The following is a 20990-nucleotide window of genomic DNA, read 5'->3' on the forward strand; positions in this document are numbered from 1 at the left end:
AGGCCTGATCAGACGCGATAGCGTCGCCATCAGGCACACAGCCGGATGGCGCTGACGCTTATCCGGCCTACATCATGCCATCATTAAACAACGCCGACAATCCGCTGCGGCGTTCGGTTCGGGTGGCAATGGCGCCACTCAATATCCGCTCATCAGCATACAGCGACAAACGACGGCGCGCGCGGGTAACGGCGGTATAGACCAGCTCGCGAGTCACCACAGGTGAATGCTGGTTGGGTAAAATCAACGCCGCGTGGTCAAACTCAGATCCCTGCGATTTGTGCACCGTCATTGCCCAGGTGGTTTCATGTTCAGGCAAGCGGCTGGGCTGGACCGATTTGATAGAACCGCCCGGCAGCGCAAACCACACCCTCAGACCCTGCCCACGATCCAGGGCAATGCCAATATCACCGTTAAATAATCCCAGCGAACTGTCATTGCGCGCGATCATCACTGGCCTTCCCTCATACCAGCGGCTATGCGTCGAACGGTGAATTTTGCGTTTTTGCGCCATCACCTGCTCAATGCGTTCATTCAAACCACCCACGCCAAACGGACCTTCCCGCAGGGCACACAATAGCTGATACTCATTGAAGGCCTGAATGACAGCATCCGGCTCGGCGCGCTCGCGCAGTAAATCCAGATAGTGACCATAACCCGCCAGCGCTTCCTCCAGCATCGCAGCGTAATCTTCGCTGCTGTGCAGAGCGCGTTTTTCGATGTCGCCAAATCCCTGCTGGAAGACCGTTTTTATCGCGGCTTTGTCACCACGATTAATCGCCGCAGCCAACTGACCGATTCCGGAATCGCTACCGAAACGGTAGCTCTTTTGCAGCAGGCACAAACTGTCGCGCAGAGCAGCCGCCTGAGTTCCCGAACCAGCCGGAATAGTGGTTTCAGTCAGGCGACTAAGCTGGCGGGCACGCTCCGGGGTAAAACCATCACCGACGAAAGCACAGATATCCCCCAGTACCGCCCCCGCTTCAACAGAAGCGAGCTGGTCGCGATCGCCCAGAAAAATCACCCGCCCGTGTGGCGGTAGCGCATCGATAAGGCGCGACATCATCGGCAAATCGATCATCGAGGCTTCATCCACTACCAGCACGTCAAGATGCAGCGGGTTTCCTGCATGATGCCGCAAGCGTTGGCTACCAGGCTGAGCGCCCAATAAGCGGTGCAACGTACTGGCATCATCGGGAATGCGTTTCTTTTGCTCATCAGTCAGCGGCAGTTCTCGCAGCGCCGCGCCCAGCGAGGCGGTCAGACGTGCTGCCGCTTTTCCCGTGGGCGCCGCCAGACGAATACGACAGCGTTCACCGTCCGCCATCTGAATCAACGCCGCCAGAAGCCTCGCCACCGTTGTTGTTTTTCCGGTCCCCGGCCCACCGGAGATCACCGATATACGACGGGTCAGCGCGACAGCAGCGGCCACTTTTTGCCAGTTAACGCCTTCAACGGGCGGAAACAGCGCTGCCAGCGTGTGGGTCAGCCGTTGTTCATCCACCTCAATGGCGTAGTTAACTTCACCGAAAAAGCGCGCCACCGCGCGTTCGTTATGCCACATCCGGTTCAGATACAAACGATCGCCGTACAGCACCAGCGGTGTGGGCTGCTCGCCACGACTTACCGCCCCGGAGGCCAGCAGGCATTCCGCCCAGTCTTCGGGCTCTCCCGCTTCAGCGAGCCAGGCGCTTAACAGAGGATGGGCGTCCTCACTTCGGGATAGACGCGAAAGCGGTAAGCAGACGTGCCCTTCTCCTGCTTCACGGCTGAGCAACGCCGCTGCCAGCGCAACGGCAGGGTTATCATTTCCGGCAACCGCCAGCGCGAACTGGGCATCCAGAGGGCGGAGCTGCTTTTGCTCAACGGCTTCCAGTAATCGTTTCTGGATTGTCATGACATCTCCTCCAGCGGCACACCGGCAAACAACTCGTCCATCAAAGCGATCAACTCTCCGTCAGGTCGGGTCGCATAAATTCCCTGCTGCGGATTTTCACTGTCAACGCCACGCAGGAAGAGATAGATAACGCCGCCAAAATGGCGTTCATAATCGTAATCAGCAATGCGATGGCGCAAGTAGCGATGCAGCGCCAGGGTATAAAGTTGATACTGCAGATCGTAGCGATGCGCCTGCATGGCAGAGGCCATCGCCTGCTGCGTATAGGCGGAGCTGTCTTCACCCAGCCAGTTCGATTTGTAATCGAGCAGGTAATAGCGCCCCTGATGGCGGAATACCAGGTCAATAAAGCCTTTTAGCATGCCGCGCACCTGCATAAAGTCCAACGCAGGGCACCCCGCCGAGAGCGGATCGTACTGACGAATCAACGCATCAAGTTGACTGGCCATCAGCGGCTGCGAAATCGGCAGATAAAACTCCATCTCCACCTGTTTTTCTCGCGCGGAAAGCTGACTCAAACTCACGCCCGTCTCGTTGAGAGGTGCCTGCAAAATGGCGTCCAGCCATTCGGTCAAAACCGGCGTCCAGTGCGCGTCATAACCGCCCAACGCCAGTTGCTCCTCGACCCAATGCGGATCCACCGGTTGCGTAAAATCGAGATTTTCAAACAGGCTATGCAAGAACGTACCCGGCGAAGCGCCGCGCGGGAACTGATGCGGTGTGAGTCCTGATTCTTCAATAACCTCACCGACGCCTGCGGCATCGATATCCAGTCGAGGGATCAGATCCTGCGCAATACCATGTCCACGCTGTTGCAGACCGGAATAACTGGTCACGCGCCAGCTATCGCCGGGCGTACGCTGCAGTATTTTTGCACTCAGTTCACTGCTAACAGACTGCGCAACCTGCCAGGGTTCGCCGTCAGGCTGCGCGGGAATCTGGCAGGCAATATCGTCGCAGCACAGCGCTTCAATCGCGCCACGCAGACCCGCGGCATCCATCGGCTCGCCTTTTTGCAACAGGCGACCAAGGGCGCTCTGATGCACATCGGTATCCCCTTTTTTATCGCCCCGACGTCGTACCAACGGCGCAACGCCAAGGCTGCAGTGCCATACCGAACGGGTTAGCGCGACATACAGCAAACGCAGGTCTTCCGCCAGACGTTCCGCTTCTGCCAGCTCAACGCTCTCCTCGGCATCGCTGAGATCCAGCACCGCTTCAAAGGAGCTGCGATCGTGGTAGAAAGCCTGATCCTGGACGCGGAAATTGGTGATAAATGGCAGCCAGACCAGCGGATATTCCAGCCCTTTCGATTTATGGATGGTGACGATTTTAACCAAATGCTTGTCGCTTTCGAGCCTGAGCTGCTGACTGGACGCATTGCTGTCGGGTTCAAGAATATGCTGGGACAACCAGCGCACCAGCGCATGCTCGCTTTCCAGCTGCGAGCCCGCTTCCTGCAACAGTTCGCTGATATGTAAAATGTCGGTCAGTCGACGTTCGCCCCCCGCCGTCGCCAGCAGGTTCTCCGCAATCTGGCGGGCAGCCATCAGCGCGCGCAGCATCGGCATCACGCCGCGTTTATGCCAGATCTGACGATAACCATCGAACTCCTCGACCACCGCATCCCAGGCATTTTCGTCGTTATTTAACGCTTCAAGATCCTGCGCATTCAGCCCCATCATTGAGGTCGCCAGCGCGCTACGCAGCGTGTTCTCACGCTCCGGCGTCATCACCGCCTGCAGCACCCACAGCAACTCCTGCGCTTCCAGCGTTTCAAATACGCTGTCACGGTTAGAGAGGTAGACGGAGGGAATGGCCAGTTGCGTCAGCGCATCGCGGACCAGCGCCGCTTCCTGGCGGCTACGTACCAGTACGCTGATGTCCGACGCGCGTACCGGGCTGGATGCTTTGCCACTGACCAGTTGCGCAGCGCCAGAATGTCCGGCCTTAAGCCAGTCGCGAATTTGCGTGGCGCACACCTGCGCCATGTAGTTCTGATAGTCGCCTACGCCACAGCTTTCCCCTTCCATCAGCCACATACTCATGGCTGGCTGCGTTTCACCGTGTAAAACAAACTGAAGCGACTGGTTTTTTTCTGCGAATTTTACCGGGCTGAAGGGGATTTCGCGGAACATAAAGGCGTCGTCCATCTGGCTGAAAAGCGTATTCACGCTATTGACCATGCCAGGGGCCGAACGCCAGTTGGTATCAAGCGTATAGTGTGCGCTGACTTCGCTGCGCGCCTTCATATAGGTGAAGATATCCGCACCGCGAAACGCGTAAATCGCCTGTTTTGGATCGCCAATCAGCAGAAGTGCGGTATCCGGCTGATGCTGCCAGATCCGACGAAAAATACGGTACTGCTGCGGATCGGTATCCTGGAATTCATCGATCATGGCAACCGGAAAACGGGTGCGAATAGCCGTCGCCAGCGCATCGCCGCTTTCACTGCGCAACGCTGCATCCAGACGGCTGAGCATATCGTCAAAACCCAGCTCGCCGCGGCGGCGTTTCTCCTCGGCAACCGCCGCGCGGATCTCCGCCAGCGCCCGGGTGATCACCAGATCGCGCAGGGTTAACGGTTCGCTAAGCAGTTCATCAATAGCGACGAAAAGCGGGTGCTGAGGAGTTATCCCGCCCGCTTTGGTTCGCTCTTCTAAAAAGCGCTGGGAGAATTTCTCCAACGCATCAGGCAACTGATAGCTTTGGGTTTCTTCCTGCGCCCATGCGCTGATCTTTTCGATCCACTTACCCTGGTTAGCGCGATTAAATTTACGCCGATCGATCCCGGAGGCTTCCAGCAGACCATCCAGCTCATCAACAGAATCACGCCATTGCTGCTTGATCTGGTTAATGCGTGCAAGAATTTGTTCATGCCGGGAGGCCAGCGTTTCGTCATCGGGCGGAGGAGCCTTGATAACCGGTGCTTCCCCTTGCAGATAGCGATCGATATCTCTCAGCAGCGCCTGCGGCCCTTTCCACGTTTCAAAAACCACCTGCGCAATGTCGCGGGGCAACGGGTAGCAGTGCCGACGCCAGAAGTCCGCGCAGGCCTGATAGCGCAGCAGCGATTCATCCTCTATCAGTTGCTGTTCGAACAACATGCCAGACTCAAAGGCGTTAAGGCTGAGCATACGCTGACAAAAACCGTGGATGGTAAACACCGCCGCTTCATCCATCTGTCTTTCAGCCAATAACAGCCACTGAGCAGCCTGTTTTTTATCGGCAATTTCATCTAACAAACGGGCATATAGCGGGTTGTCGGTGGTTTCACGCAGGCAGGCAATTCGCAGTTCATGAATGTTGCTACGAATTCGACCGCGCAACTCTTCGGTAGCCGCCTCAGTGAAGGTGACTACCAGCAGTTCTTCGACGGTCAGAGGACGAGGAAAGGCGGCAGAGCCGCCCAGTCCAAGCAGTAAACGTAAATACAGGGCGGCGATGGTAAAGGTTTTACCGGTGCCCGCAGAGGCTTCAATCAGACGCTCGCCCGTCAGGGGCAAACGCAGTGGATCAAGGGACTCAGCGGCATCATTCATTCTTATCACTCATCAGGGGTAAGGTTTGCTGCAACGCGCTGACGGTCTGCCACACTTTCCAGCCTTCCGGGTGCACATATTCTGCTTGCCCGTTCTGACTGCCGGAAACCTGTGACAATATCGCCATGCCTTGCGGCTCAACCACCGCCTGATGGAAGAAGTCGGCAAGTTTTTGCGGCGTCAGCAGTTTAATCTGAGCCACTATTTTATCACGTGAATCGAAGTGCATATTGCCGCGATCAAAATCTTTGCTTAACTGTGAGGCTTCTGCCCCCAGCGTTTGCGGCGCCTGCAGCATTTGCGCAATAATCGCCTGCTGAATTTGCGCGAACTCTTCAGGTTTCATCGCCCGCAGCTTCGCTTCCGCCGTCGGGAAGAACGCTTTATAACGCTCCCAGAGGTAAGACGGCTGCTTATCACTGCTTTGCAGCAGGAACCCCATTCCCCACTGACGGCCAACGCTCATCGGGAAAGCAAATACGGCGTAACCTAACTGTTCTTCAGTACGCAGTTGATTGTAGAACCACGGCTGAACAATCTGCCCCAACATGGCGCTGTAGGCTGAACTGGCGTATTCATCGTATCCGGTTGGCACAAATACCGCCGCCAATGCTGAATCCGTGCTGCTGCCTGCTTTTTCAAAGATGACGGACTGCTTCTTGTCCACCACCACATCTTTGTTGCGACACCACTGTGACCCGTTCGCACCAAGCTGTTTTTGGATATCCCACGCCATGCTCGTTGTCTGAGCTTCGCTCATATTGCCAATGACCAGGAATTCAGGTCGCGCCCCGGTTTTTAAGGCGTCGCGGTAGGTCATCACCTCTTTCAGGGTGATGGAAGGCAGCAACTGACGGCGCTCATCACGTGAAAAATAAGGCACCTGAGAAAGCATCTGCACCGGCATAATAGCCTGATCGTAGGCTTTACCCTTTTCTGCGGAATCCATCATCTGGGCATACCAGGATTTCGCCTGTTCCAGTTGTTCATCCGTTGAGGTATAGCTGAAATAGCCGCTCAGCAGCGCCTGAAAAAGCTGCGGCAAACGTTGGGTGTAGCCGTTGGCGTTAAGCATCAACCCATTGTTAGCGTTGGTAGAGAAACCAATTCCACCTACCGATGCCTGGTTACTTAACTGATCGAGCGCAATCCCCGCCAGGTAATCGTTAAGTGCGAATAAGACCTGGTTGCGGGCGCTGTCCATGGCTTTCGGGTTACGCAGGATCACGCTGACGTCAGCCTTCGGCTCGCTGGCAAAGTACTGGCTCGGGGCATACACCACGCGTAAATCCGGCTCATCAACAATCAGCTCCGGATGAGCATATTTTTTATCCGTCTTAATCAGCGTGAAATCATCCGGAATGTAGGGGTTCACCTCCGGTAACGACAGCGCAATGCCCTGTGCTTTTTGCTGCCAGTCGGCAAAGGTTTTGTCGCTGATTTTATCCACCTGGTAAGGCGCATCGACAAAATAAGCGGTTTTATTATGCGGCTCTTTCGCGCTGATATACCAGATACGTGCATTCTGCGGCGTCATCATTGCCAGACGTTGCTCAACAGCTTTCGCATCGTACTGGTCAGCAATATTCACCGCATCCAGCGTATGCTCGACGGGAACGCGGATCATGGTATCAGCCAGCCATTCCACGTAGTCCATATCACGGGTGATGGAGGGATAACGGAAATCGAGATCCAGCACATGCGCCAGCTCGTCAAAATAGCGTTTATCGACGCCTTTCTCGCGTAACAAATTGAGGTAGCTAAAGATTGCCGCGACAACTTCATCGCGATTCGCCAGCCCCTTGTCGGTTAACGTCGCGGAAATGGCTAACACGCCGCTGTTCCCGTTGACCACCGGATCGGAGTCTGCGCGAATACCTTCAACCAAGCCCTGCTTTTGCAGCCAGTCAGACAATGTGCCCGGACTACGATTGCCAATCAGGTAGGTCACCAGCTCATCGGTTTTACTGCGGAACTGCGCGCTGTTGTTATCAATACGAAACTCGACGCGCAATACTTTACGCGGCATTGCCGGAACATAGTGGATGATGATGCCCTTTTGCGCATCAGTGACGACCGGTACGGTAATTTCAGGCTTTTCGATATTTCTGTTCGGCACGCGCCCAAAGGTGTCAGCCGCTATCCGCGCCAGCTCTGGCAGCGGTTTATTGCTATAAATCACCGCCTTCATCAGGTTCGCGGAGTAGTACTTTTCATGAAATTTTTGTAACGCCTGTACCACCGGGTTGCCCGGTTTGTCGCTTAATGTCTCTAGATTCCCGCCAGAGAAACGCGAGCCAGGGTGCGCCGGGTTGATAGTCTCAGCGCTCACCTGCGCCATACGCATCCCGTCTCGGGTACGCGCCAGCGTCAGCTCGGAGTTAACCGCGTTACGCTCACGGTCGGCATATTTTTTATCCAACAATGGATCGGCAATAGCATCCGCCAGGCGATCCACCGCCCCCACCAACGCGTCGTTTTCGACTTCAAGATAGAAGGCCGTACGATAAGGCGCAGTGCTGGCATTGTGGCTACCGCCGTGCATTTTCAGAAATTCAGCCAGGCTGTCCGGCTGCGGGTATTTTTTCGAGCCCATCAGGCACATGTGTTCGAGATAGTGCGCCAGCCCCTGATGATCGTCCGGATCTTCCAGCGAGCCCACGGGAACTACCAGTGCAGAAAGGGATTTCACGGCCTGAGGATCGGATACCAGCAGCACAACCATGCCGTTATCAAGGCGCACGGCCTGATACTGGCGGGTATCTTTATCGCTTTTACGGATGGTTTCAGCTAAAGGCTGCCAACCGGTATCTGCCTGACTTACGGGAACCCAAAGGGCGACGAACAACAGTAATGCGCTGAACCAGGTGCTGCGGGGCATTCACAAACCTCATCATTAACGTATTCACCTGTTCACTACAAACCACGCATAAATACATGGTCTGAACAGGGCAAGACTATGTGCTGAACGAGCCAGCATCTTCTCTTTGTAAGAATCAGTCCGTGACAGAATGCGCATCATAGTGGAAGCTATCGAATTGCGCAATTTTTATACAGCCATCATGACTGATTGAAGCGAAAAATCGGTAACAGGTAGCGTTGAGACTGTAAAACAATAGTCTCCAGCGTATCAGCATCCAGTTGACGCCAAAGACGCTGATACCAGATATCATCACCTTCGCCACGTACTATCATGTTGCCTTCATAGGCTTGCAGAAACTTACTGCGCGCTTTTTGCAACGTTGCATCGTCATCTAACATGGCATCATTTGCGGCGTCATAACAGGTTTTTATCCATGCACCGCCGCTTTCGGGCAATACCAGCAATGGTGACGACATGCCTTCCCGATACCCCTCAATGAGTTGCGACAGATACAGCAACGCCTGTTCTGCATCCAGCGGCGGAAAACGCCATTCCCCGTCTTTACGCAGGAATAATCGGCTCTCTCCCGTACCGCCACTCGCACAATAGACAAGATGTTCCAGCCAAAGTTGCGCGCCCTGCGCAATGCTGATCAAAGATGGGCGCCAGCGCAACAAACCGTCCTCTTGTACCTGCGGCAACCAACCGGTGATTTGTACGCCGTTACAGTTAAGATCGATTTCCATGCTCTGACAGGGCTGACGACAGGCGATAATACGCTCAGCCAGCGACTGCATCTCCTGACGCTGCGTATCCCACAGAATTTCGCCAAACGGCCCATAGGGTAGCGTGCCCGCCGCACGAAAACGGCGGAACAGTCGTTCAGCGTCGTTCTCTTCAACCAGTGTATTAAGCAATTGCTGATTAAGCTGATAGCGGGTTAATCCTTCAAGGGTGAAAGGCTCCGTGTCCGGGATCTCACTCTCTTCAGAACGGAAGTTGACCCTCAGACGCATCTGGAAAAAGGCGCGTACCGGATGTGCCCAAAATCGCTGCAGTGTTTCCAGCGTTAGCGTTTCTGGCATTTCAAAAGGAAGAGGCTGCACAAAATCCGTGTGCGCTTTTCCTGACAGGCTCGCCGCAGGTAGCCATTCCCGGGCATAGCTTTGCTGTTCGCCTGGTAGATAGTTTTGCGCATCAAAGGGCATACGGGTATGCAAACGGGTAATGTGCGCTTTTACCCTTGTCTCGCTTTGATCGCAGGTCAACAATTCGTCACCCGGCAGATAATGGCTTTGCCCAATGTAGTCCATCAGTTCTTGCACCAGCACCGACGGGAAGCGCTCGCTGTTATCCTGGATAGAGCGGCCAATGTAGCTGATGTAGAGCGTCTGCTGTGCCGAAATCAATGCTTCGAGGAACAGATAGCGGTCATCATCACGACGGCTGCGATCGCCCCGCATCGGTTTTTGACTCATTAAATCAAAGCCCAGCGGCGCAAGCTGGCGTGGATAAACGCCATCGTTCATACCCAGCAGGCACACCACTTTGAACGGAATGGAGCGCATCGGCATCAGCGTACAAATGTTAACGGGACCCGCCAGGAAGCGCTGGCTGATGCGTTCCTGATCAAGGCGCTGGGCCAGCTCATCACGTAACAGAGAGAGCGGTATAGCATCGCCGTACTCGGCCCCTAAACCTTCAGTGATAATAGCCTGCCACTGCTGTTCAATCAGCGTCATCGCCGCTTCGGTATCCGCGTCCGGCAGGAAGAAATCATTAAGCATTTCCCGACAAACAGGTAGCCACTCTTCCAGCGGTCGTTCCTGCGCTAACCCTCTACGCCAGAGATTAAGCTGCATCAGCAACGAGGCCAGATGTCCTACCAGCTCGGCAATCAAACCGCTGGACTCATCGTAAGGCAATACCGATTGCCACTCGCCCTGCGCGCTTTCCATCGCGTAGCCGAGCAGCATACGCGTTAAACCAAATTGCCAGGTATGCTGACCTGTAGGCGGAAGTTCCAGTTCACGCACGTTATCGTCGTCAATTCCCCAACGAATCCCGGATTCATTGACCCATAAGCGAAGATAGCGCAACCCTTCTTCATCAATGTTGAAACGCGCCGCCAGCACGGGGACATCCAGTAACGCCAGGACATCCTCTGAGACAAAACGGCTATCCGGTAGAGACAGCAGACTAATAAAAGCCTGTAAGACGGGATGGGACTGGCGTGCCCGACGGTCGGAAATCGCATAAGGTAAGTAACGCTCGGCTGGTGCACTGCCAAAGACCGACTGAATGAATGGGCTGTAGCTGTCGATGTCCGCCACCATCACGATAATATCGCGCGGCGTCAGCGTTGGGTCCGCTTCCAGCATGGCCAACAGCCGGTCATGCAGAATTTCCACCTCGCGCTGTGGGCTATGGCAGACATGGAAAGTCACGCTGGTATCGTTCAGATCAAGCCGGCGTTTATTGTCACTACGGGAATATTCTTCCAGCGTGACGCCCGCCACGGCATGGCTTTCGAGTTCCAGAATATCCGATTGAATATTATGCAAAAGGTTGTCAGGCGTAATGTCGACAAACGCATCCAGTTCCTGACTATTTTCCAGCTCCGAAAGCAAATAAATGTAATCACGCCCCAGCTTGCCCCACGAGGCCAGCATCGGGTTGCCCACATCCTGTTCCCCATCGCTGTTAAATAATCCTTCGGCTTTCTGGTTATCACGAAACAGCGGCAGGTGCCGTTCTTCAAAGCTGTGCCGACGCTGACGCGCCATAAGCTTCGCCAGCCAGGCAGGATCTTTAATATCTCCCCAGTAGTAGCGACAAGGGTTGGTAAACAGCAGATGAATATCGATGTGCTTACCCAGCGCTTGCAATGCCTGCAAATAAACCGGCGGCAGCGCCGAAATGCCGCAAATAAAGACGCGAGAAGGCAGTCCCTGCGGGCACTCGGACGCGTTTTCCAACGTCTGAATAAATCGTTGGTATAAATTGGCACGATGCCAACGCGGCTGGCCCAACTCCGCGGTGTATTCCACCAGCGCTTTCCACAACGGTGCCTGCCAGGCCTGAGACTCGCCGAGTCCCTCAACCAGTCGCCCCGCTTCCCACTGGGTCAACCAGTCAGGGCGGTAGACTAAATACTGGTCGAAAAGGTCAGCCGCGCGCGAGGAAAGCTGAAAAAGCTTACGTTTATCGGTGTCGTCCGTCAGATAGTGGCGCAGCAATGCAAAGTCATCGCCATCCAGTAATTGCGGCAACAGCGTCATCAACTTCCAGCTCATGCTCTGTTTGCTGAACGCGCTCTCTTTCGGGATATCCGGCAGCACGCGCACAAACATATCCCAGATAAAACTCGCGGGCAGCGGAAAATCGATATTGGCGGCAATACTAAACTTCTGTGCAAGAGTCATTTGTAACCACTGCGCCATACCGGTACTTTGAACCAGGATCATCTCAGGTTCAAAGGGGTCGTCCAGCCGCTCGCGCTCAACGATAAACTCCATTAACGCTTCCAGCACATCCAGACGGTTGGAGTGGTAGACCCTTAACATAGCGACTCCTGACTACTGACGATTCGGGCAATGCAGACGCGTCATCTGACCCTGCCTGCCGAGGGGTGAAGAAATTATGACGTTGATGCTGACACATCCCGCTCTCGTTGTCTGCATTCGGTTAACCTGCCAGTTCACAGGCGATGAAAACTGGTACAGCTGGCTTTGCTGCCAGGCGTGACGCCAGAGTTGTTGATACTGGTTTCTGATAATAAAGCTGTTCATTAGCACCCGCTGGTATCCTGACAACGCGGTCACAATCATGATCATCAGTACCATTGCCAGCATCACTTCCGGCAGACTAAAGCCACGGTGACTGTTCAGGGGATCTGGCATAACGTCTGCTCCTTAAGCGGACAAAAATCGCTCCAGCCATGCGCCGAGAATTCTATGTTGCCATCAATAACCGCCCCCTGACGCCATAAAAATACTCCTTCATAGTGGGCGATTAGCAACACGAAATTATTGGTAAGCAGGCGCAGGCAAACCGCGGCATTCTGCGTGGGATCGCGCCGACACTGTACGACGGGTTGTAAGCGCCAGGGTTGTATACGCCCCCATTCCATCGCGGATTGCACTACCGCCTGACGCTGCAGCGCCTGACTTTGTGTGGACACACGCGCAGCAAAACTAGCCTCCTGTCTGCTAACGCCTTGCAGCAGCAGACTACCGAGCACCAGCAGCAACAGGACCATTGCCAGAGAGGATACGCCTCGCTCACGGTTCACAGGTTGAATCCCGTAACGCTGTAGACCGCTTCAACAACTTTTTGTGGTTCGTCATTGCTCACTCCACGCAAACGCAGCGTAAGAAGCGGGGAATATCCGCTAAAATTCAGCCGTTCAACCTGGAATGCCTGAATCTGGATGGTAGTCTGATCGGTCATTTTCTCCCATCCTTTTCCAGTACAGCCGGTGGCTCCACGCAGGGTTTCCAATGCCTTGTCCTGTAAACGAAACCCGATAGCATCAGCCTCTTTCGCGGAACTGCTCTCCCAAACGCCGTTGCCGTTGGCATCCCAGCGTGCAATGACACAGTCCCCCTTAGCCGATATCACCAGTCCCTCTCCGACACAGTTTCCTCGGCAATATCCCGCCCGTTGAAGATGCTTCGCCACGGTGTAGGCCCGCTGCCATATTTCATCTTCCAGCGCTAACTGGCGCGTGTTACGCAGAATCTCTCGCTGTAGCGCCGGTAAAAATCGTGCTGAACTAAGTAATAAAATACTGCTAATCGCCATGGCAATGAGCACCTCCAGCAGTGAAAATCCCCGTTCGTTTACTGACATAATCTGGCCTCATCGCGCTCACAAAGCCTGATTCGCCCCCAGCCAGACACCACCACGCGCCATTCCCCTGCCGCATTTTTCAGGCGTATATGTCCGGCCCATGCCGTATTGCGCAGTCCAAAAAAAGCCAGTGAAGGCGTGATATCTGCCATTTCGACATCAGCCCAGAGTGGCGCAAATATCAACGGTGAAACAGGCTGACACGAAGCTTGTGATGTCGCTGAGCTTGCCAGACACCATGTCCCCCCTTCGCGGAGCACGTTGATGACGTGATCACGATTGCGCCAGTTAGCATCTTCACGCAGTTGCAGCAGGTAGTCCCGCACCTGGCAGGCGGTCTGCCACAGCCGCTGTTGCTGCTGCCAGCGCTGCCAACCATACAGCCCAGATGCACCAAGCGCCGCGACGATCAGCATCGCAATCAGGGTTTCGAGAAGCGTGTAACCTTGTTGTTTTTTCATGTCGCCAGTATGGCGTGAGGAAAATGAATAACGAGCGGGAAATTCGGTTTCTACGGCGAGCTACGGGAAATATTTGTCGCGTTGCAGACCGCTGCACTATTTCAGGAATGTTCGCCGAAGAACGTGATTTTAGACAAAAAAAACCGACGCTCACGGGCGTCGGTTGTGTCAGCATGAAGCTGGTTAGATAGCCACCGGCGCTTTAATACCCGGGTGCGGATCGTAGCCTTCAATTTCGAAGTCTTCGAAGCGATAGTCAAAGATAGATTCAGGCTTACGTTTGATAACCAGTTTCGGCAACGCGCGAGGTTCACGGCTAAGCTGCAGATGCGTTTGATCCATATGATTGCTGTACAGGTGCGTGTCGCCACCGGTCCAGACAAAATCACCCACTTCCAGATCACACTGCTGCGCCATCATGTGTACCAGCAAAGCGTAGCTGGCAATGTTAAACGGCAGGCCGAGGAACACATCGCACGAACGCTGATACAGCTGACAGGAGAGCTTGCCATCCGCGACGTAAAACTGGAAGAACGCATGGCACGGTGCCAGCGCCATTTTATCCAGCTCGCCGACGTTCCATGCAGAAACGATAATGCGGCGAGAGTCCGGGTCATTTTTAAGCTGGTTTAACACGGTGGTGATCTGGTCAATATGGCGACCATCTGGCGTAGGCCACGCGCGCCACTGTTTACCATAAACCGGGCCTAAATTACCGTTTTCATCCGCCCATTCATCCCAGATTGAGACGTTGTTTTCATGCAGGTAGGCAACGTTAGTGTCGCCCTGCAAAAACCACAGCAGCTCATGAATGATCGAGCGTAAATGGCAGCGTTTCGTCGTAACCAGCGGGAACCCTTCCTGCAGATTAAAACGCATCTGATGACCAAAAATGGAAAGCGTTCCGGTTCCGGTACGGTCGTTTTTCTGTGTGCCTTCATCCAGCACTTTTTGCATCAGTTCTAAATACTGTTTCATGGTTCCTCAGGAAACGTGTTGCTGTGGGCTGCGGCGGTACGCCCAAACCATCATAATAATGCCTGCGACAATCATCGGGATAGAGAGGATCTGCCCCATGCTGATGTACTGTACCCAGGTGCCAGTAAACTGCGCATCCGGCTGGCGGAAGAATTCAACGATAATACGAAACGCACCATAACCAATCAGGAACAGACCGGATACCGAGCCCATTGGACGCGGCTTACGAATGTACAGGTTGAGAATGATAAACAGCACAACACCCTCGAGCGCCATCTCATAAAGCTGTGAGGCGTGGCGCGGCAGCGAGCCGTAGGTATCAAAAATAGACTGCCATTGCGGGTTAGATTGCAGCAGTAAAATATCTTCGGTACGGGAGCCCGGGAACAGCATGGCGTACTTGAAGTTCGGGTCAACGCGTCCCCACAGCTCACCATTGATAAAGTTACCCAGACGCCCTGCACCCAGACCAAACGGAATCAGCGGGGCAATGAAATCAGAAACCTGGAAGAACGAACGTTTGGTGCGTTTGGCGAAGATAATCATCACCAGGATCACACCGATAAGTCCACCGTGGAAGGACATACCGCCGTCCCAGACGCGGAACAGATACAGGGGATTATCGAGGAATAACTCGAAGTTATAGAACAGTACGTAACCAATACGCCCACCGAGGAAAACCCCGAGGAAGCCCGCATACAGTAAGTTTTCTACTTCATTTTTGGTCCAGCCACTGCCCGGGCGATTAGCGCGGCGCGTCGCCAGCCACATCGCAAAAATAAACCCCACCAAATACATTAAGCCGTACCAGTGAAGCGCGACGGGTCCGATTGAGAAAATGACCGGATCGAAATCCGGAAAATGCAGATAGCTACTGGTCATCTGTCACCACAAGTTCTTGTTATTTCGCTGAAGTCAGACAGCAATTGATAAGCGCGCCTGCATAATGCAGGCGCTCCAAAGGTGCGAATGATAGCACAAGGGGTTAGAAGCGGATGCCGGGAAGATGTAAAAGATCTGTATAAGTAATCTTTACCCCGTAATGCCTGATGACGCTACGCTTATCAGGCCTACAATCCCCCGCGAATCAACCCCCCCATGCCGCGGCGCTCCATAAAGGCCGCTACCTGATGGCGTACCTCAGCCGCCATCTGCGCTTCCAGGCTGCGCTGCGCCAGCGTTTGCGCCTCATCAAAATCGATATGACGCAGCAGATATTTTACGCGAGCGACAGAACGACCGTTCATCGACAAATGACGGAAACCCAGGCCGATCAGAATAGCCACGCACATCGGGTCGCCCGCCATTTCACCGCACAGGCGTAAATCGATACCGCTTCTTTCGGCTTCCTGCGCAATCATCGCCAGCGCACGTAACATCCCCGGATGCAGACTGTCATAAATGCTGGCTACCCGTGTGTTGTTACGATCGACGGCCAGTATGTACTGGGTAAGATCGTTGGTTCCGACCGAGATAAAGTCAATCCGGTTTGTCAGATGCGGCAACATGAACACCATCGACGGAACTTCCAGCATGATGCCAATACGCGGTTTCGGGATCTCGTAACCGATCATCTCCTCCACTTCGCGTCCGGCGCGTTCAATCAAACGTCGCGCTTCGTCCACTTCATCAATGCTGGTTACCATCGGCAGCAAAATGCTGAGGTTACCGGTTGCCGCGTTGGCACGCAGCATGGCGCGAACCTGGATCAAAAAGATCTCTGGCTGATCGAGCGTTATGCGGATCCCTCGCCAGCCAAGGCACGGGTTCTCTTCACTGATCGGCATGTAGGGCAGCTGTTTATCGGCACCGACATCCAGCGTACGTAGGGTCACCGGCTTGTCGTTAAACATTTGCAGCATGCCCTGATACTGCGCAACCTGTTCTTCTTCCGAAGGAAAACCGCTTTGCAGCATGAACGGGATTTCGGTGCGATACAGGCCAATACCGTCGATCCTGCTACCCAGCTTTTCTTCATGTTCCGGGCTGAGACCCGCATTGAGCATCACCTTCACGCGCTCGCCGCTTTTCAACTGTGCTGGCTGGTTGACGTCGTCTTCCGCCAGGCGGCTCAGCTCAATTTCTTCACTGATAAGACGCTGGTATTCCTGAATCAATACCGGTTCCGGATCGACCAGCAGTTCACCGCGATAACCGTCCACCACCAGCGTGCGGCGATGCAGCACCGACGGCTGGATATCGGCCCCCATAACGGTAGGGATACCCAGCGCACGAACCATAATTGCCGCATGAGAGTTGGCTGCGCCGTCCCGGACAACCACGCCGACTAACCGGTCCTGAGGAAGCTCCGCCAGCGTGGTCGCCGAAAGTTCATCCGCCACCAGTACGAAGCGTTCCGGCCAGGCATTCGGCCCCTGGATAGAGTCGTCAAGGTGGAACAGCAGACGCTGGCCGAGCGCGCGTAAATCTCCGGCCCGCTCTTTGAGGTAGTTATCGCTCAGCGCGGCAAATTGTTCGGCAAACTTTTCAATGATCGTTTTAACCGCCCACTCGGCCACTGAACCGTTATCCACTTCCGCAAACAGCTCGCGGCGCAGACGGGTATCGGAAAGCAAGTGCGAGTAAAGATCAAAGATCGCCGCCGTTTCTTTCTGCGCCCCAGCGGTAAAACGCTTGCTATAGCGGCGGAATTCGTTCGCCGCCTCTTCCAACGCACCGGTCAGTCGCTCGCGCTCAAGCACCGGATCCAGCGTTGAAGCCTGATAGACCTGCTCCATCAGCGGTAGCGTCGCATCCTGCCAGCCTTCAGCTATTGCCACGCCGGGGGCGGCAGGCAATGCACGGATGCGCGTTTGCCGGTATTGACCGAACAGCGCGTTTAGCTGCGACTGCGAAAGTATGGCCGCCATTTGCGTGGCGAGCGTGACGAGGAAAGACTCTTCACTTTCATCGTACTGACGCAGTTCACGCTGCTGCACCACCAGTACACCTAAAAGCTGGCGACGCTGAATGATCGGTACGCCTAAGAATGCACGAAAACGCTCTTCTTTTACCGAAGGAATGTATTTAAAGCTGGGATGTTTTTGCGCATCGGCGAGGTTGATAGGTTCCGCCAGCCTGCCAACCAGGCCAACGATACCTTCATCAAACGCGAGTGCGACAGTGCGACCACGTGGTTTTTTCAGTCCCCGGGTCGCCATGAGGTAATAACAACGTCGATCGTGATCGGCCAGATAAACCGAACAGACCTCTGTATCCATCGCAAGACAGATGTCGGTAACCAGTATATTCAGCGCTTCATTCAGACGCGGAGCACTGGCCACCTTTTCGACTATTTCGCGCAGGCGGGTGAGCATAATTTGCGTAGCTTAACCTCTTTTACGTCTGTACGCAGGTGTGCTTTGCGGCTTAGGAGTGCTCTCCTGAAGCGCCATGACAACACTTGCGAATTCTTTCATCACCCTGCGATAGACATCGCGTTTAAATGACACCACCTGTCGAACCGGATACCAGTAACTCACCCAGCGCCAGCCGTCGAACTCAGGTGTACTGCTGGTTTGCATATTGATTTCAGCATCGCTGCTGACCAATTGCAGAAGAAACCATTTTTGTTTCTGGCCGATACAAACCGGCTTCGTGTCCCAACGCACCAAACGTTTCGGTAACTTGTAACGCAACCAGTTACGAGTAGAAGCAAGGATCCGTACATCTTTACGACTGAGACCCACTTCTTCAAAGAGTTCCCGGTACATCGCCTGCTCTGCTGTCTCTCCTGCGTTGATCCCACCTTGTGGAAATTGCCAGGAGTGCTGACCAAATCGCCGGGCCCACATGACCTGCCCCTGGCGGTTACAAATTACTATCCCTACATTCGGGCGGTAGCCATCGTCATCAATCACCGGACTACCTCAACATAAACCTTATATACAAACGATTGTTTCACACTCCTGAGGGGCGGTAAACCACTCTGTTAAGGGTGCGATATTCTAATAACAATTGAATAACTCACAGTTAAAGGCCGAGTTATAAACAGAAGAAGGGCAAGCAAGGCGATTTTATTCACCTTTTCTGTGGATATAGTTGTGAAGAAGTACGGAATTACTATGGGAAAACCCAGAACAGTCCGAATAAGACATTCGTCACAGAGTAAAAATAGTCTTATACATTCATAAAGTTAAAACTGATCCACGCAGATAAACACACAGAAATGTGATGTTCATCACGCATACGATCTTCACGCTGATGAAAGATCGACCAGCGTCGGTTTTATCCACAGATTATGCCAATAAGTTAGGCACAATTTGTGTGAAAATTCGATTTTCGTCGCACGTCAAGGCTGTAAATTGAAACAGTAGTGGGGGTTTTTCACAGTTATCCCATCTTTCTGTGGATAACATGGTGTAAGATCCTGTTCATTGTCAGTGACCAGAATTGGAAAACCCGCTTCGCTGTTGCGCAACTCTGCAAACGTGAATCTAAAAACCAATATAAATCATATAATTGAATAAAGCATGTGGAAAAAGATAAACTCTGTCCACACGGTATAAAATCATTGCTTATTTTTTCACCTAAGGGTTAACCCGATGCCAGAACTCCGTCCGTTGCTTTCTCCCCCTGAATCTGAAGCCCAGTTGCTGAGCCAGGCACGACAGCTTTCGGGCTACGCGTTAGGAGAATTAGCGGCAATGGCGGGAATCGTTACGCCGAAGGATCTTAAGCGCGATAAAGGCTGGATTGGCGTGCTACTGGAAATCTGGCTCGGTGCCAGCGCGGGCAGTAAACCAGAGCAGGATTTTGCGGCGCTGGGCGTGGAGCTGAAAACGATCCCTGTGGACAGTCTTGGCAGACCGCTGGAAACCACCTTTGTGTGCGTGGCACCGTTAACCGGCAATACCGGCGTCACCTGGGAAACCAGCCATGTACGGCACAAACTCAAACGCGTTCTGTGGATCCCGGTAGAAGGCGAACGCAGCATCCCGCTGGCTGAGCGCCGCGTCGGCTCTCCCCTGCTGTGGAGCCCGAATGAAGAAGAGGACCAGCAATTGCGTCTGGACTGGGAAGAATTAATGGACATGATTGTGTTAGGTCATGTCGAACGCATCACTGCTCGCCATGGGGAAGTACTGCAACTGCGTCCTAAAGCCGCCAACGCCCGCGCGCTTACCGAGGCCATTGGCGCCAACGGCGAGCCCATCCTGACCCTGCCACGCGGCTTTTACCTGAAAAAGAACTTCACCCGCGCATTGCTTGAGCGACATTTCTTGTTCCAGGCGCAATAGGCACCGCCCGGCCTTTCACCCGCCGCGTTACGGGCCTATAATTACCGCTTCTTTTTTTTGGCAGGACTTTGTTCGATGTTATTTGCATGGATAACCGATCCTAACGCCTGGCTTGCGCTCGGTACGCTGACGCTGCTGGAGATCGTTCTTGGGATCGACAATATTATTTTCCTTTCTCTGGTTGTAGCCAAACTCCCGACAGCGCAACGCAATCATGCCCGACGTATTGGGCTGGCGGCGGCGATGATCATGCGTCTGGCACTGCTGGCTTCTATCGCCTGGGTAACGCGCCTGACAAACCCGCTATTCGAGTTGTTTGGCGAGGCGATATCAGCACGCGACCTGATCCTTCTGCTGGGGGGATTGTTCCTGATCTGGAAAGCCAGCAAGGAGATCCACGAATCCATTGAAGGTGAGGAAGAGGGGTTAAAAACCCGCGTATCTTCTTTCCTGGGCGCGATTGTGCAGATCATGTTGTTAGACATTATCTTCAGTCTGGATTCCGTGATTACTGCGGTTGGTTTGTCCGATCATCTGTTTATCATGATGGCGGCAGTAGTGATTGCCGTAGGCGTGATGATGTTTGCTGCTCGCCCAATTGGTGAGTTTGTCGATCGCCACCCTTCAGTAAAAATGCTGGCGCTCTCGTTCCTGATTCTGGTCGGTTTTACGCTGATTCTGGAAAGTTTCGACGTCCACGTTCCGAAAGGATATATCTATTTCGCCATGTTCTTCTCTATCGCGGTAGAGACCCTGAACCTGTGGCGTAATAAAAAAAATCCGCTCTGATGAAATCCATCGCTCCCTGCAAGGGGAGCGAATGCCCACCACACCTACCCCTTCTCACAGTTTAAGATTTTACTGCTTTCACCCTGCACAACTTCGCGTTATTACTAAACTATTGTCAGACGCAGGCCATGTGAGGATAAGCAGATGAAAAAATGGGCAGTTTTGATTTCCGCCGTAGGACTGGCTTTTGCCGTTTCCGGATGCAGCAGCGATTATGTAATGGCGACAAAAGATGGTCGAATGATCCTGACCGATGGAAAACCAGAAATTGACGATGATACCGGTCTGGTGAGCTATCACGACCAGCAGGGCAATGCGATGCAGATTAACCGCGATGATGTGTCCCAAATCATTGAACGCTGATGG

At 53.8% G+C, this 20990-nt stretch carries 15 protein-coding genes; 3 read left to right on the forward strand and 12 right to left on the reverse strand.

Features of this window, described 5'->3' with window-relative positions; genetic code table 11:
• Positions 1–67: 67 nt before the first annotated feature.
• The 12 genes from recD to rppH all read right to left on the reverse strand — a co-directional run bounded on the left by recD (position 68) and on the right by rppH (position 18455).
• On the reverse strand, positions 68–1897 hold the full coding sequence (recD, locus tag WC1_RS05565; protein ID WP_003034009.1) for an exodeoxyribonuclease V subunit alpha: 1830 nt from the start codon (positions 1895–1897) through the stop codon (positions 68–70).
• Positions 1894–5439, reverse strand: a complete 3546-nt coding sequence (gene recB, locus WC1_RS05560) for an exodeoxyribonuclease V subunit beta (RefSeq protein WP_016150923.1) — start codon at positions 5437–5439, stop codon at positions 1894–1896. Before recB ends, recD begins: the two co-directional genes overlap by 4 nt.
• Positions 5432–8320 (reverse strand): pitrilysin, encoded by a 2889-nt coding sequence (gene ptrA / locus WC1_RS05555; RefSeq protein WP_003840943.1) that lies wholly within the window; start codon positions 8318–8320, stop codon positions 5432–5434. The genes recB and ptrA overlap by 8 nt, the downstream gene beginning before the upstream one ends.
• A gap of 179 nt (positions 8321–8499) precedes the next feature.
• Entirely contained in the window at positions 8500–11868 is a 3369-nt protein-coding gene (gene recC / locus WC1_RS05550) for an exodeoxyribonuclease V subunit gamma (RefSeq protein WP_016150924.1), read from the reverse strand.
• Between the two features lie 12 nt (positions 11869–11880).
• Positions 11881–12204 carry a prepilin-type N-terminal cleavage/methylation domain-containing protein gene (locus WC1_RS05545; protein WP_016150925.1) on the reverse strand — a complete coding sequence of 108 codons (324 nt, stop codon included), beginning with the start codon at positions 12202–12204 and terminating at the stop codon, positions 11881–11883.
• Complete coding sequence (locus WC1_RS05540) at positions 12189–12596, reverse strand: DUF2509 family protein (protein ID WP_003840948.1); 408 nt, start codon at positions 12594–12596, stop codon at positions 12189–12191. The genes WC1_RS05545 and WC1_RS05540 overlap by 16 nt, the downstream gene beginning before the upstream one ends.
• The gene (locus tag WC1_RS05535; protein WP_003840950.1) at positions 12593–13156 is read right to left on the reverse strand and encodes a prepilin peptidase-dependent protein; all 564 of its coding nucleotides are present in this window, start codon (positions 13154–13156) and stop codon (positions 12593–12595) included. Before WC1_RS05535 ends, WC1_RS05540 begins: the two co-directional genes overlap by 4 nt.
• On the reverse strand, positions 13147–13617 hold the full coding sequence (locus tag WC1_RS05530; RefSeq protein ID WP_003033993.1) for a prepilin peptidase-dependent protein: 471 nt from the start codon (positions 13615–13617) through the stop codon (positions 13147–13149). The genes WC1_RS05535 and WC1_RS05530 overlap by 10 nt, the downstream gene beginning before the upstream one ends.
• A gap of 183 nt (positions 13618–13800) precedes the next feature.
• Positions 13801–14595 (reverse strand): thymidylate synthase, encoded by a 795-nt coding sequence (gene thyA / locus WC1_RS05525; RefSeq protein ID WP_003033990.1) that lies wholly within the window; start codon positions 14593–14595, stop codon positions 13801–13803.
• A gap of 6 nt (positions 14596–14601) precedes the next feature.
• A complete protein-coding gene (gene lgt, locus WC1_RS05520; protein ID WP_003033987.1) occupies positions 14602–15477 on the reverse strand; it encodes a prolipoprotein diacylglyceryl transferase in 876 nt (291 codons plus the stop codon).
• A 188-nt stretch (positions 15478–15665) separates the two neighbouring features.
• Positions 15666–17912 (reverse strand): phosphoenolpyruvate--protein phosphotransferase, encoded by a 2247-nt coding sequence (gene ptsP, locus WC1_RS05515; protein WP_003033984.1) that lies wholly within the window; start codon positions 17910–17912, stop codon positions 15666–15668.
• 12 nt (positions 17913–17924) lie between these two features.
• A complete protein-coding gene (gene rppH / locus WC1_RS05510; protein ID WP_003033982.1) occupies positions 17925–18455 on the reverse strand; it encodes an RNA pyrophosphohydrolase in 531 nt (176 codons plus the stop codon).
• Between the two features lie 684 nt (positions 18456–19139).
• On the opposite strand from rppH, the gene mutH reads away from it, so the two are divergent.
• The 3 genes from mutH to ygdR all read left to right on the forward strand — a co-directional run bounded on the left by mutH (position 19140) and on the right by ygdR (position 20987).
• Positions 19140–19835, forward strand: coding sequence for a DNA mismatch repair endonuclease MutH (mutH, locus tag WC1_RS05505; protein ID WP_003840955.1), 696 nt, complete (start codon positions 19140–19142; stop codon positions 19833–19835).
• Between the two features lie 75 nt (positions 19836–19910).
• Positions 19911–20624 (forward strand): TerC family protein, encoded by a 714-nt coding sequence (locus tag WC1_RS05500; protein WP_003033961.1) that lies wholly within the window; start codon positions 19911–19913, stop codon positions 20622–20624.
• A gap of 144 nt (positions 20625–20768) precedes the next feature.
• Positions 20769–20987 (forward strand): lipoprotein YgdR, encoded by a 219-nt coding sequence (gene ygdR / locus WC1_RS05495; protein ID WP_000758660.1) that lies wholly within the window; start codon positions 20769–20771, stop codon positions 20985–20987.
• Positions 20988–20990: the final 3 nt, after the last annotated feature.

Origin of the sequence: Citrobacter sp. KTE30, assembly GCF_000398825.1 — a bacterium.
GTDB lineage: Bacteria > Pseudomonadota > Gammaproteobacteria > Enterobacterales > Enterobacteriaceae > Citrobacter > Citrobacter freundii.

Coding starts and splice junctions, on each gene's coding strand:
- ptsP (WP_003033984.1), bottom strand. CDS start 17,912: ATGCTCACCCGCCTGCGCGAAATAGTCGAAAAGGTGGCCAGTGCTCCG.
- WC1_RS05530 (WP_003033993.1), bottom strand. CDS start 13,617: ATGAAAAAACAACAAGGTTACACGCTTCTCGAAACCCTGATTGCGATG.
- lgt (WP_003033987.1), bottom strand. CDS start 15,477: ATGACCAGTAGCTATCTGCATTTTCCGGATTTCGATCCGGTCATTTTC.
- recD (WP_003034009.1), bottom strand. CDS start 1,897: ATGACAATCCAGAAACGATTACTGGAAGCCGTTGAGCAAAAGCAGCTC.
- WC1_RS05535 (WP_003840950.1), bottom strand. CDS start 13,156: ATGTCAGTAAACGAACGGGGATTTTCACTGCTGGAGGTGCTCATTGCC.
- recB (WP_016150923.1), bottom strand. CDS start 5,439: ATGAATGATGCCGCTGAGTCCCTTGATCCACTGCGTTTGCCCCTGACG.
- WC1_RS05500 (WP_003033961.1), top strand. CDS start 19,911: ATGTTATTTGCATGGATAACCGATCCTAACGCCTGGCTTGCGCTCGGT.
- recC (WP_016150924.1), bottom strand. CDS start 11,868: ATGTTAAGGGTCTACCACTCCAACCGTCTGGATGTGCTGGAAGCGTTA.
- WC1_RS05545 (WP_016150925.1), bottom strand. CDS start 12,204: ATGCCAGATCCCCTGAACAGTCACCGTGGCTTTAGTCTGCCGGAAGTG.
- ptrA (WP_003840943.1), bottom strand. CDS start 8,320: ATGCCCCGCAGCACCTGGTTCAGCGCATTACTGTTGTTCGTCGCCCTT.
- mutH (WP_003840955.1), top strand. CDS start 19,140: ATGCCAGAACTCCGTCCGTTGCTTTCTCCCCCTGAATCTGAAGCCCAG.
- thyA (WP_003033990.1), bottom strand. CDS start 14,595: ATGAAACAGTATTTAGAACTGATGCAAAAAGTGCTGGATGAAGGCACA.
- ygdR (WP_000758660.1), top strand. CDS start 20,769: ATGAAAAAATGGGCAGTTTTGATTTCCGCCGTAGGACTGGCTTTTGCC.